This window comes from Streptomyces sp. NPDC090442 (assembly GCF_044769405.1).
Lineage (GTDB): Bacteria > Actinomycetota > Actinomycetes > Streptomycetales > Streptomycetaceae > Streptomyces.
Genome location: NZ_JBIVXW010000127.1, coordinates 1 through 12,596, shown reverse-complemented (window position 1 = coordinate 12,596; position 12,596 = coordinate 1). Strand labels below are relative to the sequence as shown.

Here is a 12,596-nt window from a genome sequence, read left to right as displayed (position 1 = left end):
TTTTCAACACCATAGCAGCAAACGCGTAGTGTACTTTTTAGTTGTGGGGGCGCGGGGGGGGCGCCCCCCCCCCCCCCCCCCCCCCCCCCCCCCCGGGGGGGCCCCCCGGGGGGGCCCCCCCCCCCCGAAACCGTCGCCCCGATGAAGGAGCCCCACGATGACCGCTCGCCGCACGGCCACCGGGATCGCGCTGTTCGGCCTCGCCCCGTTGGCGCTCACCGTGCTCACCGCGACCCCGGCCGCCGCACACGGGTCGATGTCGGACCCGGTCAGCCGGGTCTCGGCCTGCTACGCGGAGGGCCCGGAGAACCCCAGGTCCGCGGCGTGCAAGGCCGCGGTGCAGGTCGGCGGCGCCCAGGCGCTCTACGACTGGAACGCCGTGCGGGACGGCAACGCCGGCGGCAAGTCGCGGCAGCGGATCCCGGACGGCAAGCTGTGCAGCGCCGGCAACGACGAGTACAAGGGGCTGGACCTGCCGCGCGCCGACTGGCCGGCCACCCCGATGAAGGCCGGCAAGCACACCTTCCGCTACAAGGCGACCGCCCCGCACAAGGGCGCCTTCGCGCTGTACCTCACCAAGGACGGCTACGACCCGACCAAGCCGCTGAAGTGGTCCGACCTGGAGGCGAAGCCGTTCGCGGAGGTCACCAACCCGACGCTGACCGACGGCAGTTACGTCTTCGACGGCACCGTGCCCGCCCGCTCCGGCCGCCACCTCGTCTACAGCATCTGGCAGCGCTCGGACAGCCCGGAAGCCTTCTACACCTGCTCCGACGTGGTCTTCGGCAAGGACAACGGCGGCGCCGGCGGCGCCTCGACGCCCGCACCGGCCGCGTCCGCGCCGACCGACCGTCAGATCGCCGCCGGCGCCGACAGGTCCTCGATGGACATGAGCCACCACGACCACGCCATGACCGGTACCGGTGGCCAGGACGCGCCGGCGGCCGGCAACGGCGCGGGCGGGGCGCACCCGGACGGCGCGGCGACCCCGGTCGACGGGAAGCACCTGGCCAAGACCGGTGGCGACGGCAGCACCGCCCCGCTGGCCATCGGGGGCGCCACGGTGGTCGCCCTCGGCGCCGGCGTGCTGTTCGCCGTGGCCCGCCGCCGGGCCGTCCGCCAGGGCTGAGCCGCCCGACCGCGCACCGCCGCCCGCCGGTCCGTCAGGACCGCGCGGGCGGCAGCGGTTCGATGACGTCGCCCGCGACGTGCTGGTAGATCACCGAGCTGCGGCAGTCCACCACCTCGCGGCGCTTGAAGATCCGGTCCATCAGCAGGGCGTGCAACCGGTCCACGTCCGGGACCGCGACGTGCACCAGGAAGTCGTCGCCGCCCGCGACGACATAGACGTTGAGCACCTCGGGCAGCGAGGTCAGGAACGCCTTGAACCGCTCGATCACCTCCCGGTTCATCGGCCGGATGCGGACCGTCAGCAGCGCCTGCACCGGGCGGTTGAGGGCGCGCAGGTCCACCGTCGCGCGGTAGCCGGTGATCACTCCGCGGGCGCGCAGCGCGCGGACCCGCTCCAGGCAGGTGGAGGGGGCGATGTTCAGTTTGCCGGCCAGCTCGCGGTTGGTCTGCCGTGCATCGCGCTGCAGTTCGCGGACAATCGCCGAATCAATGTCGTCCATGCCCCCATGGTGCCGGCACTCGCCGAATGTTATTCGGAGACACCACCATTTGATCAACGTTCCTATTAGCGTCTGCGGCCGTGACCGTACAAGAAACATCGCTCGCCCCTTCTGCACGGCCGGATGTACGGCGCCTGGGGATCGGCAGTGGCACCGCGCTGTGCGCCGGTGCCGTCCTGGGTCCCGGCGTGCTGACCCTGCCGTCACTGGCCGCCGCCGCGGCCGGCCCCGCCTCCCTGCTGGCCTGGGTCGTCCTGCTGGCCATGTGCGTCCCCGTGGCCGCGTCGTTCGCGGCGCTGGGCGCGAAGCACCCCGACGGCGGGGGCGTCGCCACCTTCGTGCACCGGGCGATCGGGCCGCGGGCCGCGGCGGCGGTCGGCTGGTGGTTCTACGGGGCGGTGCCGCTCGGGGTGGTCTCGGCCGCCTGGATCGGCGGCACGTACGTGGCCGACGCGGCCGGTTGGGGCCAGGGCGGGGCGGCCGCGGTCGGCGCGGTGGTGCTGGCCGGGTCGCTGGCCTCCAACGCGGTCGGGCTGCGGATGTCGGGCCGGGTGCAGTTGCTGCTCGGCGGGCTGCTGGCGGCGGTGCTGCTGTGCGCGGTGGTGGCCGCCGCGCCGCGGGTGTCCGCGGACCACTTCACCCCGTTCCTGCCCGGCGGTTGGACGTCGGTGGGGTCGGCGGCGGCGGTGCTGTTCTTCGCGTTCGCCGGGTGGGAGGCGGCCAGCCACCTCTCCGGCGAGTTCGCCGACCCGGCGCGCGACCTGCCGCGGGTGACCCGCCGCACGCTCGCCGTGATCACCGTGCTCTACCTGGGGCTCGCGGTCACCACCATCGGGGCGTTGGGCCCGGCCGCCGCGGAGACCGACACCCCGCTGACCGCGCTGCTCGCACAGAGCGTGGGCACCGCCGCCCGCCCGGTGGCGGCCGCCGCGGCGGTGTTCCTCACCTTCGGGGCGGTCAACTCCTATCTGGCCGGGGCCTCCCGGCTCGGTGCGGCGCTCGGCCGGGACGGCGCGGCGCCGCGCTGGCTGGCCAAGGGCGGCGAGCCCGGCGAGGTGCCGCGCCGGTCCCTGGCGGTACTGGGTGTGGTGGCGGCGGCGCTGGCGGTGCCGGCCGCGGTCGGCGCGGCCGACCTGGACCTGCTGATGCGGGCCACCGCCACCTGTCTGGCCGCGGTGACCCTGGCGGGGCTGATCGCCGCGCTGGTACTGCTGCCCCGGCGCACCCCGCTGTGGTTCGGCGGGCTGGCCAGCTCGCTGCTGACCGTGGGGGTGCTCGCCTTCTCCGGGTGGCTGCTGCTGATCCCGGTGGTGCTGGCGGCCGCCTCCTACGGTTTCCTGACGCTGCGTCGGACGGGCCGGGCCACCCGCTGAACGACCGCGGGCGACCCGGCCCCGGTCCCGGCCCACGCGCCGACCGCGGGCCGGGCACCGCTCAACTGGCGGCGGAGGCGCAGGTGGTCGGCGTGGCGTGGGCCGGGTCGAGCGCGTTGGCCGTCTCGTGGAAGGCGATCCGGTCGACGGTCCCGATGGCCACGTGGTCGGAGAGGTCGACCGGGCACAGGTCCTGGAGCAGGACGTTGTGGACGTCCGGGCCGCTCAGGTAGCCCGAGGCGTAGGGCGTGACGACCTCGTCGTACTTGGTGGCGATGACGGTGTAGTGGATGCCGGGGAGGGTGTCGCCGCCGGCGTTGAGGCGGCCCAGGACCGCGGACCCGACGGCCTGGTCGGTCAGCCCCGGGGTGAACGTGTCGAGGTACTTCTTGGCGCCGGGGAAGAGATCGAGCAGGTTGGTCAGCCCGTCGAGGGTGGTGCCGTGGTTGTCGGGGGACAGCCCGACCAGCGTGTGCACCTTGTCCGCGCCGCCGTGGAACCTCAGGTAGACCCGCGGCATCATGCCGCCCTGGGAGTGCCCGACCAGGTCCACCTTGTCCGCGCCGGTCGCGGAGCGCACCCGGTCGACGTAGCCGGCGAGTTGCTGCGCCGAGGCGTCCACGGGGCCGAGCCCGTAGAAGAGCGGGACGCCGGGGAGTTGGCCGTAGTCCAGGGAGAAGACGCAGTAGCCGCGGGCCACCAAGTAGGGTGCGAGGCCGAGCCAGTTGTCGACGGAGTTGCCGAAGGTCCCGTGGACCAGGACGACGGGCCGGGGGTGCGCGGCGGAGGGCTTGCAGGAGAAGTCGTTCCAGCCGCTGGTGGTCGTGGGGGAAGCGGCAGCGGAGGGGGCCGCGGTGAGGCCCAGGGCCAGGGCGACGACCGGGACGAGGGCGCGCAGTCTCGACCAACGCTGTTTCATGCGGTGCTCCTTGCGGGGTGAGGGGGACTGACGAAGAGCTCGTGAGCCGTTCACCTGCGATCCGGATCGCAAGGACCAAACGTGGTGACTGCCAAGTAAGTTACGAGCGGGTAAGCAAGGCGTACCAGTGGCGTGACGGTGAAGGAACGCGTACCCGATCCGCACCGCACGGCCGGGTGCGCAACGCCGGTTGCGTGCCGCGGAGATGACGGTCGGTCCGGTCGGCCGGCCGTCCGGACGCCGCCGGCCGGGCCGGGCTGTCAGTGGCGTCGCGTAGGGTCGAAAACGCCTCGGGCACCGGATCGACCAGGGCGTCCGGGCGAGGTGACGAGGGGAGACACCATGGACGCGACGGTGGACGGACCGACGGAGGCGGCCGGCGATCGGGGGCGCGCGGCCCCGGGGGAGCCGGCGCCCGCGCCGGACGTCCTGGCGGGGATCGAGGAGGTCTCCTCGGAGGCGGAGTTGCGGGCGCTGGTCGGCGAGCCCAGCCACCACGCCGCGCACAAGACCCGCGACCGGCTGCACGCGCTCGACCGGCAGTGGCTGGCGCAGTCGCCGTTCTGCCTGATAGCCACCGCGGACGCGACCGGCCGCTGCGATGTCTCGCCCAAGGGCGACCCGGCCGGCTTCACCCACGTCCTGGACGACACCACCCTGGTCATCCCGGACCGCCCCGGCAACAAGCGCGTGGACGGCTTCCGGAACGTCCTGGTCAACCCGCGCGTCGGACTGCTCTACATGCTGCCCGGGCGGGGCGACACCCTGCGGATCAACGGCCGGGCCCGACTGCTGCGCGACGCCCCGTTCTTCGACGAACTGGTCGTGAAGGGGCACCGCCCGCGGCTGGCGCTGCTGGTCGAGATCGAGGAGGTCTTCTCGCACTGCCCCAAGGCGCTGCTCCGCTCGGAGCTGTGGGAGCCGGAGAGCTGGCGGCCGGAGGCGCTGCCCTCAAGGGCCCGGATGGTCAGGGAGCTTGAGGCCCAGGACGTACCGCTGGCGGCGCTGGAGGAGCACTACGGCCCGCGGTACGCGGAGCGGCTCTACGGCTGAGCGCGGCGGGGCGGCCGGACCGGCCGCGGGGAGGGGCCGAGGGCGGCCGCGGGGCGCACCGCGGCGGTGCCGAAGCGGGCCCGGGCGCGGTCGACGGCCGCCTCGACGCGGTGCGCCTTGTCGTCGGCGGCGTCGAAGGTGAGCTGGCGGGCGGCGCGTTCGGCGCGGCACAGGTCCTCGGCGCGCAGGGCCAGCGCGCGCACCCGGGCCCGTTGGAGGCCGAGCGCGGTGTGCAGTGCGTAGGCCGCGGTGGTCAGCGCGGGGCCGTGTGCGGTCGGTGCGTCCAGCCGCCGGGTGCGGGTCGTGGTGGAGCGGTCGGCGTAGCGGACGGTGAGGGTGAGCGCGCGGGCCGCCTGCCCGGAGGCCCGCAGCCGGGCGCCGAGTTCGTCGGCGAGCGAGAGCAGTGCCCGTCGGCGCCGGTCCGGGTCCAACTCGTCGTGCGCGAAGCAGTGTTCGGCGGCGATCGAGCGGGCGGCCGCGTTGGGTGTGACGGGGGTGCGGTCGATGCCGCGGGCGCGCTCCAGGACCGCCCGGCCGGCCCGGGCACCCAGGATGCGCTGGAGGGTGACGGGCGGCGCGGCGGCGATCTTGCCGACGCTGTCGAGCCCGTAGGCGGACAACGCGCGGGCGGCCGCGGGCCCGACGCCGTACAGCGCGGCGGCCGGCCGGCGGTCGAGGAAGGCGGCGACGGCCCGGGGGTCGGCGGGCACGGCGCGGATCCCGCCGGGCGGGGCGTCCTGGGCGGCCAACCGGGCCAGTTGCGGGGTGCCGCCGACGCCGATGGTGCACCGCACGCCGTGCCAGGCCAGCGCGCGCAGCCGGATCAGCGCGGCGACGCCGGCCGCGTCCCGGTCGAAGTAGCGCAGGGCGCCGCGGACGTCGGCGAGCGCGGCGTCCGGCGGCAGCGCCTGGATGACGGGGGTGAACTGCCCCAGCAGTCCGAGCAGTTGCTCGTACTGCCGGGCGTCGACGGGCTCGCCGGCGGCGGTCCGGAAGCGGAGGTACAGCGTGCCTGCACCGGGGCGGCTCATCCGGCGCTCCCGGGGCTGGCGTGCCACAACTTCCGGCCGGTGGCGGCGCGTTCGCCGGGCGGCTGGAGGTCCGCCCAGGGGTGCAGCTCGTAGCCGGTCTCCAGGCGGAGGGTGCGGCCGGGGCCCGCGCCGGAGGGCTCGGGCGCCCGGGCGGGCCCGTCCGCCGGGGCGCCGTCGGGCGCGGTCGCGGGCGCCGTGCGGTCCGGTTCCGGCGTGGCGGCGAGGTGGGCGGTGACCGCCTCCAGGCCGCCGGTGCGGCGGAGTTCGGCCAGTTCGGCGAGGTTCCAGGCGGCGCTGCCGACCACGCTGAGGCTGCGCGGGCCGCGCCGCTGCACCACTCCGCGCACCAGCAGCAGCCACGAGTGGAAGACGGTGCGGGCGCACGCCTCGTGGCTGTCGTCGAAGAAGGCGCAGTCGACCAGGCCGGTGCTGTCGTCGAGGGTGGTGAAGATGACCCGGCGGCCGGAGCGGATCGGCGGCGTCTGGGTGGCCGCCTTGGCGCCGGCGACCAGCACCGTCTCGCCGTGCCGGGCACCCCGCAGCAACCGGGCCGGCACCGCGCCCAGTTCGGCGAGGAACTCCCGGTGGTCGGCCATCAGATGGCGGGAGGCGTCCATGCCGAGGACGCCGAGCTCGGCGCTGAGCCGCTCCACGTCGGTGAGGTCGGGCAGCCCGGCCGGCTCGACCGGTTCGACCTCCCCCGCCTCCTGGTCGGCGTGGAGCGTCAACTGCCCGCCGGGGGCGGTCCGTCCGTGGTGGTGCAGTTCGGCGACGTACAGCAGCAGGTCCCGCCGGTTGGCGCCGAAGGCGTCCAACGCGCCGACCCGGGCCAGGCGTTCGGTCACCGGGCGGCCGGGCCGGGCCCGCTGCCAGAGGTCCTGGAGCGAGCGGTAGGGCTGGCCGTCCGCGATCCGCCGGGCCTCGACCTGGCTGATTCCGTACACGTCGGAGAGGGCCAGCCGCAGCCCCCAGACGTCCGGGGCGCTCCCGTTACCGGACACCAGTTCGATCCGATGGGTGACCGCGGACCGGTTCACGTCCAACGGCAGCACCGGCACCCCGCGCCGCCGGGCGTCCGCGAGCAGCAGCCGCTTGGGGTACATCCCGGGGTCGTGGGTGAGCAGCCCGGCGTAGAAGGCCGCCGGGTGGTGCGCCTTGAGCCAGGCGGACTGGTAGGTGGGCACGGCGAACGCGACGGCGTGCGCCTTGCAGAAGCCGTACGCGCCGAACGCCTCGACGATCTCCCAGGTGCGCGCGATGACGTCGGGGGCGTAGCCGCGGGCGGCGGCCCGCCGGGCGAACCAGTCGCGCACCCGCCCCTGCTTCTCCGGGTCCGCCAGGGCGCGCCGCCGCTCGTCCGCCTCGTCCCGGTGACATCCGGTCATGATCCGCAGGATCTCGATGACCTGCTCGTGGAACACCACCACCCCGTAGGTCTCGCGCAGCGGTCCCTCCAGGTCGCGGTGCGGGTAGCGGACGGGCCGCCGGCCGTGCCGGGCCTCGATGAAGGGCCGCACCATGTCGGCGGCGACCGGCCCCGGGCGGAAGAGGGAGATGTCGACGACCAGGTCGTGGAAGGTGGCGGGTTGGAGCCGGCCGACCAGGTCGCGCTGGCCGGGCGACTCGATCTGGAAGCAGCCCAGGGTCTCGGTGGAACGGATCAGGTCGTAGGTGGCCGGGTCGCCGGGCGGCACCTGCGCCGGGTCGTCCAGGTCGAGCCGGGTCCCGGTGGCCCGGCCGAGCTCGGCGACCGCGTGCGCCATCGCGGACTGCATCCGCACGCCCAGCACGTCCAGCTTGAGCAGCCCCAGGTCCTCCACGTCCTCCTTGTCGAACTGGGACATCGGGAAGCCGTCGCCGGCGGTGGGCACGACCGGGGTGCGGTCCAACAGGGTGGCGTCGGAGAGCAGCACCCCGCACGGGTGCATGGCGATCCCGCGGGGCAGCGCGTCCAGCGCCTCGACGAGCTGCCACAGCCGCTCGTCGGCGCCCTCCCGCACCCCGCGCAGCTCGGGCAGCTCGGCCAGCGCGGCGCGGGCGTCCCGGGCCCGGATGTGCGGGAACGCCTTGGCGAGGCGGTCCACCCGCGCCGGGTCCATGCCGAGGGCGGCGCCCACGTCGCGGACCGCGTGCCGGACGCGGTAGGTCTCGGGCATCGAGACGGTCGCCACCCGCTCGGCGCCGAAGCGGTCGAAGATCGCGCGGTAGACCTCCAGCCGGCGGGCCGACTCCACGTCGATGTCGATGTCCGGCAGCGCGGCCCGCCGCGCGGACAGGAAGCGCTCCATCAGCAGCCCGTGCGCGACCGGGTCGGCGTGCGCGATGCCCAGCAGGTGGTTGACCAGGGACCCGGCGCCGGAGCCCCGGGCGGCGACCCGGATGCCCAGCTTCCGTACGTCGTCGACGACTTGGGCGACCGTCAGGAAGTACGAGGGGTAGCCGAGCCGCTCGATGGTGCGCAGCTCGTCGTGGAGCCGCGTCCAGTAGGCGCGGTCGCGGTCGTAACCGCGCAGCACCATCGCGGCGGCGCAGCGGGAGCGCAACACCCGGGCGGCGGTGCGGTGTTCCGCGCCGACGAGGCGGGGTTCGGGGAAGTGCACGCGGCCGAGCCCGATGTCGGCCCGCGGGTCCACCCGGCACTCCCCCGCGGTCTCCTCGGTCAGGGTGAGCAGCCGGTGGGCGAGGTCGCGCCGGAAGCCGGCCGCCTCGGCGATCCGCTCGGCGGTGCGGCCCATCGCGTCGGCGCCCTTGAGCCAGCGCTCGCCACCGTCCCAGGTCTCGGGGCGGCGGCGGTCCACCGGCACCAGGCGGCGGGCGGAGTCCAGCACGTCGGCGATCGGGCCCTGACCGGGGTCGGCGTAGCGGACCGCGTTGGTCAGCACGGCGTGGACGCCCTGGTCGACGGCGAGGCCGAGGGTGCGGGCGGCCAGCCGCAGGGAGCCGGGGCCGCTGCCGGTGCGCCCGTGGTCGACGACCTCCAGGCGCAGCGCGTCGCCGTACCGCTCGCGCCAGGTGGCGAGGAGTCGCGCGGCGCGGTCCGGGCGGCCGGCGGCCAGCGCCCGGCCGACGTCGGAGTCCGGGCCGAGCAGGACGGTGAGCCCGTCGGTGGCGGATTCCAGGGCGTCGCGCGGGAGGACGGGCCGCTCGCCGCGGTCGGCGTGGGCGGCGGAGACCAGTCGGCAGAGCGCGGCCCAGCCGGCCGCGCCGTCCCGGGCCAGGAAGACGGCGCGGGCGGCGGACTCGTCGAGGAAGGCGCCGCCCCGCACCGGGGTGCGGGGGCGGGCGGCGGGCCGGGGCGCCGACTCCCCGTCCGCGACGGCGAGTTCGGCGCCGAACAGCGGGCGGACGCCGGCCTCGGCGGCGGCCTTGGCGAACCGGACGGCGCCGGAGAGCCCGTCCCGGTCGGTCAGCGCGAGGGCGCCCAGGCCGCGTTCGGCGGCGCGCTCGACCAGCCGCTCGGGGTGGGAGGCGCCGTAGCGCAGCGAGAAGCCCGAAGCGGTGTGCAGATGCGTGAACCCGGGCATCCGCACCTCCTGCACCTCATACGCCCCCCGGCTGTATTCGCGTCCCTTGTTTCACTTCCTCCACCATAACGCCTTTCTCGAACACCCGTACGAACACACGCCCAGGGGGTCCACCGACCGGGAGATATCGACCAAAACGGATATAAAGCCCGTGGAACAGCTGCGAACCCAGAACGGAGCGGCGCATGGCCACGAGCGACGACGGCACCCGCCTCACCTTCGTCGGGGAGGTGAAGAGCGCGGTGACGACCCGGGCGGCGCTCCTGGTGATCGGGGTGCTGGGCCTGATGGTCGCGTTCATCACGTCGTACACCGGCGCCTTCCACCACCCGAAGCCGGACCGGATGACGCTGGCGGTGGTCGCCCCGGCCCAGGTCCGCGGGGAGTTGGTGAGCAAGCTGGACCGGCTCCCGGGCGCACCGCTGGACCCGCGCCCGGCGGCCTCCGAGGCGGTCGCCCGGCGCCAGCTCGCGGACCGCGAGATCGACGCCGCGCTGCTCTTCGACCCGCGTGGCACCACCGACCGACTGCTGGTCGCCAGCGGCGGCGGCGCCGCGCTCTCCCAGGCGGTCGAGGCGGTCGTGACGGCGGCCGAGGCAGAGCAGCACCGGACCGTCCGCACCGAGGACGTGCTCCCGACCGGCGCCGGCGACAGCCGCAGCCTGTCGTCCTTCTACCTCGTGGTGGGGTGGTGCGTCGGCGGCTACCTCTGCGCCGCGATCCTGGCGATCAGCGCCGGGGCGCGCCCGGCCAACGGGCCGCGGGCGGTCATCCGGCTCGCCGCGCTGGCGCTGTACTCGATCGCCGCCGGGCTGGCCGGGGCGATCGTGGTCGGCCCGGTCCTCGGGGCGCTGCCCGGCAGCCTCTTCGGACTGTGGGGGCTGGGCGCGCTGGTGGTCTTCGCGGTGGGTGCCACCACCCTTGCCTTCCAAGGGCTGTTGGGCATCATCGGCATCGGCCTGGCGATCCTGCTGATCGTGGTCCTCGGCAACCCGAGCGCGGGCGGCGCCTACCCCTATCCGCTGCTGCCGCCGTTCTGGCGGGCGATCGGGCCCGCGCTGCCGCCGGGCGCCGGCACCTGGGCGGCGCGCTCGATCACCTACTTCCAGGGCGAGTCGCTGACCGGGCCGCTGCTGGTGCTCTCCGCCTGGGCGGTGGGCGGCACCCTGGTCACCGTCCTCCTGGCGACGCTGCACCGCACGGCCGACGAGCGCAGCGGCGGGCCGGCGCCCGAGGGCGGGAAGCGACTGCCCGCCTGAACCGACCCGACGCACGACGGCGCCCCGTGCCTGCCACGCCCCTCCCGACGCGGCACGCACGGGGCGCCGCCCATTCTCCCGCTCCGGCCCGCGGTGGCTCCCCTGCGGGCCGTCGCCTTCCGGCCATGCCGGCCGTCACATGTGCGTGCCGCCGTCGATCCGGATCTCCGTGCCGGTGATGAAGGCGCCGTCCTCCGAGGCGAGCATGGCTATCACGCCGGCGACGGTCTCCGGGCCGGCGAAGCCCCGGCCGAGGGCCGGCGCCAGCTTCACGAACAGGCTCATGTCGGCGTCCTCCGGCAGCCCCGGGCCGCGACCGGTGGTCATCCCGCTGGCGATGGAGCCCGGCGCCACGCACACCGCGCGCAGCCCCTGCTTGCTGTACTCGCTGGCGATGGCGTGCGTCATGGACTGGATGCCGCCCTTGCTCGCCGCGTACGCCGCCATGTACGGGTGCGCGAACGAGGCCGAGGTGGAGCTGAAGTTGACGATCACCGGGGCCCGGCCCTCCAGCAGGGCGGGCAGCGCCTCGCGGATCATCAGGAAGGTGCCGGTGAGGTTGACCGAGATGACCTTGTTGAAGAAGTCCAGGGTGGTCTCGTGGGTGTGCGCGGAGCGCAGGATGCCGGCCGCGTTGACCAGGACGTCCAGCCCGCCGAGGCGCTGCACCGCGGCGGCCGCGCCGGCGCGCACCGCGGCCTCGTCGGAGATGTCCAGGGGCGCGGTCTGCAGGCGGTCGGCGGTGCCGTCCGCGGCGGCCCGCTCGGCGGTGGCCGCCAGGCCCGCCTCGTCGACGTCCACCGCGACGACCCGGCCGCCCTCGGCGAGGATCCGGTGGGCGGTGGCCTGTCCGATGCCCGAGCCGGCCCCGGTGATCAGTGCGCGGCGTCCGTCAAAGCGGTTCATGGTGCTGCTCCTTCGTGAAGTGCCTCAGGGGGGCGATGCCCGCACCGTACGCCCACTTGGCACGTTGTGCCACATTCGCATGAGGTGCCGATCAGGCACACGCTCCGTAAGCTGGGCGCATGCCCACCGCACACCGCCCCTCCCTCACTCAGCGCCGGAAGGCCGAGACCCAGCTGGAGATCGCCCGCACCGCGGCCGCCCTGTTCGCGGAGCGCGGCCCCGGGGTCACCGCGGACGAGATCGCCCGCGCCTCGGGCGTCGCGCTGCGCACCTTCTACCGGTACTTCCGCACCAAGGAGGACGCGGTGGCCCCGCTGCTGGCCGTCGGCGTCCGGCAGTGGATCGACGACCTGGCGGCCGCCACCGCCGGGCCGGACGCCCCGCCCGCCCGCGCGGCGCTGGAGCGGGCCGCCCGCCGGGCGCTGACCCCCACCGACGAGCGAGCCGCCGAGGCGTTGCGCTGGACCCGCGGGCTGCTGCGGGCGATGCCCGACGACCCGGCGCTGCGCGCGGTCTGGCACCGCGTCCACCACGACTCCGAGGAGGCGCTGCGCCCGGTCCTGGCACGGCTCACCGGCGCCGGCCGGCTCCAGGTGCGGCTGGCCGCGGCGGCGGCGAACACCGCGATGCGGGTCGCGGTCGAGGAGTGGGCCGCGGGCGACGCACGGGCGGACGGGCCGCACGGCCCCGCGGAGCTGGTGGCCCGCGGCATGCGGGCGCTCACCGCGGGCCTGCCCGAACTCGACCAACGCCCGGACGGCCGGGGGGACTTCGGGGGCGCCGGGCAGGGCGCGCCCTAGGGCGTTTCTGACGGATCTCCGTGGAGGAAGGAGCGGCGTCTGGTGCGTGCGATCGCAAGGCGCCGGGATGTCTTCATAGCGGAGCTATGGGGACATTTCG

The 12,596-nt window shown here is 75.3% G+C and carries 10 protein-coding genes; 5 read left to right on the top strand and 5 right to left on the bottom strand.

The features are described 5' to 3' along the window. The first annotated feature begins 157 nt into the window (after positions 1-157). Positions 158-1,129: a lytic polysaccharide monooxygenase gene (locus tag ACIQU6_RS42510; RefSeq protein ID WP_403487715.1), complete on the top strand. Its 972-nt coding sequence runs from the start codon at positions 158-160 to the stop codon at positions 1,127-1,129. Between the two features lie 34 nt (positions 1,130-1,163). Here the strand turns inward: ACIQU6_RS42510 and ACIQU6_RS42505 are convergent, their stop codons facing one another. Continuing rightward, entirely contained in the window at positions 1,164-1,631 is a 468-nt protein-coding gene (locus ACIQU6_RS42505; RefSeq protein WP_274916528.1) for an Lrp/AsnC family transcriptional regulator, read from the bottom strand. Between the two features lie 80 nt (positions 1,632-1,711). Between ACIQU6_RS42505 and ACIQU6_RS42500 the strand changes: the two genes are divergently transcribed. Next, a complete protein-coding gene (locus ACIQU6_RS42500) occupies positions 1,712-3,004 on the top strand; it encodes an APC family permease (RefSeq protein ID WP_403487713.1) in 1,293 nt (430 codons plus the stop codon). Between the two features lie 61 nt (positions 3,005-3,065). Here ACIQU6_RS42500 and ACIQU6_RS42495 read toward each other — a convergent pair whose 3' ends face one another. After that, positions 3,066-3,923: an esterase/lipase family protein gene (locus tag ACIQU6_RS42495; protein WP_403487711.1), complete on the bottom strand. Its 858-nt coding sequence runs from the start codon at positions 3,921-3,923 to the stop codon at positions 3,066-3,068. A gap of 342 nt (positions 3,924-4,265) precedes the next feature. Here ACIQU6_RS42495 and ACIQU6_RS42490 point away from each other — a divergent pair, with 342 nt between their 5' ends. After that, complete coding sequence (locus ACIQU6_RS42490; RefSeq protein ID WP_403487709.1) at positions 4,266-4,976, top strand: pyridoxamine 5'-phosphate oxidase family protein; 711 nt, start codon at positions 4,266-4,268, stop codon at positions 4,974-4,976. Here ACIQU6_RS42490 and ACIQU6_RS42485 read toward each other — a convergent pair. Continuing rightward, positions 4,967-6,007, bottom strand: coding sequence for a hypothetical protein (locus tag ACIQU6_RS42485; protein ID WP_403487707.1), 1,041 nt, complete (start codon positions 6,005-6,007; stop codon positions 4,967-4,969). The genes ACIQU6_RS42490 and ACIQU6_RS42485 overlap by 10 nt on opposite strands. Further along, positions 6,004-9,531, bottom strand: a complete 3,528-nt coding sequence (locus ACIQU6_RS42480) for a DNA polymerase III subunit alpha (protein ID WP_403487706.1) — start codon at positions 9,529-9,531, stop codon at positions 6,004-6,006. The genes ACIQU6_RS42485 and ACIQU6_RS42480 overlap by 4 nt, the downstream gene beginning before the upstream one ends. 185 nt (positions 9,532-9,716) lie before the next feature. Between ACIQU6_RS42480 and ACIQU6_RS42475 the strand changes: the two genes are divergently transcribed. Continuing rightward, positions 9,717-10,790: a DUF3533 domain-containing protein gene (locus tag ACIQU6_RS42475; RefSeq protein ID WP_403487704.1), complete on the top strand. Its 1,074-nt coding sequence runs from the start codon at positions 9,717-9,719 to the stop codon at positions 10,788-10,790. 135 nt (positions 10,791-10,925) lie between these two features. Here ACIQU6_RS42475 and ACIQU6_RS42470 read toward each other — a convergent pair whose 3' ends face one another. Next, positions 10,926-11,696, bottom strand: a complete 771-nt coding sequence (locus tag ACIQU6_RS42470) for an SDR family NAD(P)-dependent oxidoreductase (protein WP_403487702.1) — start codon at positions 11,694-11,696, stop codon at positions 10,926-10,928. 119 nt (positions 11,697-11,815) lie between these two features. Here ACIQU6_RS42470 and ACIQU6_RS42465 point away from each other — a divergent pair, with 119 nt between their 5' ends. Beyond that, positions 11,816-12,496, top strand: a complete 681-nt coding sequence (locus ACIQU6_RS42465) for a TetR/AcrR family transcriptional regulator (RefSeq protein WP_403487700.1) — start codon at positions 11,816-11,818, stop codon at positions 12,494-12,496. Positions 12,497-12,596 lie beyond the last annotated feature (100 nt).

Bases quoted from the DNA above. Each gene is read 5' to 3' on its own strand.
- ACIQU6_RS42510 (WP_403487715.1), top strand. From the start codon at position 158: ATGACCGCTCGCCGCACGGCCACCGGGATCGCGCTGTTCGGCCTCGCC.
- ACIQU6_RS42505 (WP_274916528.1), bottom strand. From the start codon at position 1,631: ATGGACGACATTGATTCGGCGATTGTCCGCGAACTGCAGCGCGATGCA.
- ACIQU6_RS42495 (WP_403487711.1), bottom strand. From the start codon at position 3,923: ATGAAACAGCGTTGGTCGAGACTGCGCGCCCTCGTCCCGGTCGTCGCC.
- ACIQU6_RS42490 (WP_403487709.1), top strand. From the start codon at position 4,266: ATGGACGCGACGGTGGACGGACCGACGGAGGCGGCCGGCGATCGGGGG.
- ACIQU6_RS42485 (WP_403487707.1), bottom strand. From the start codon at position 6,007: ATGAGCCGCCCCGGTGCAGGCACGCTGTACCTCCGCTTCCGGACCGCC.
- ACIQU6_RS42480 (WP_403487706.1), bottom strand. From the start codon at position 9,531: ATGCCCGGGTTCACGCATCTGCACACCGCTTCGGGCTTCTCGCTGCGC.
- ACIQU6_RS42475 (WP_403487704.1), top strand. From the start codon at position 9,717: ATGGCCACGAGCGACGACGGCACCCGCCTCACCTTCGTCGGGGAGGTG.
- ACIQU6_RS42470 (WP_403487702.1), bottom strand. From the start codon at position 11,696: ATGAACCGCTTTGACGGACGCCGCGCACTGATCACCGGGGCCGGCTCG.
- ACIQU6_RS42465 (WP_403487700.1), top strand. From the start codon at position 11,816: ATGCCCACCGCACACCGCCCCTCCCTCACTCAGCGCCGGAAGGCCGAG.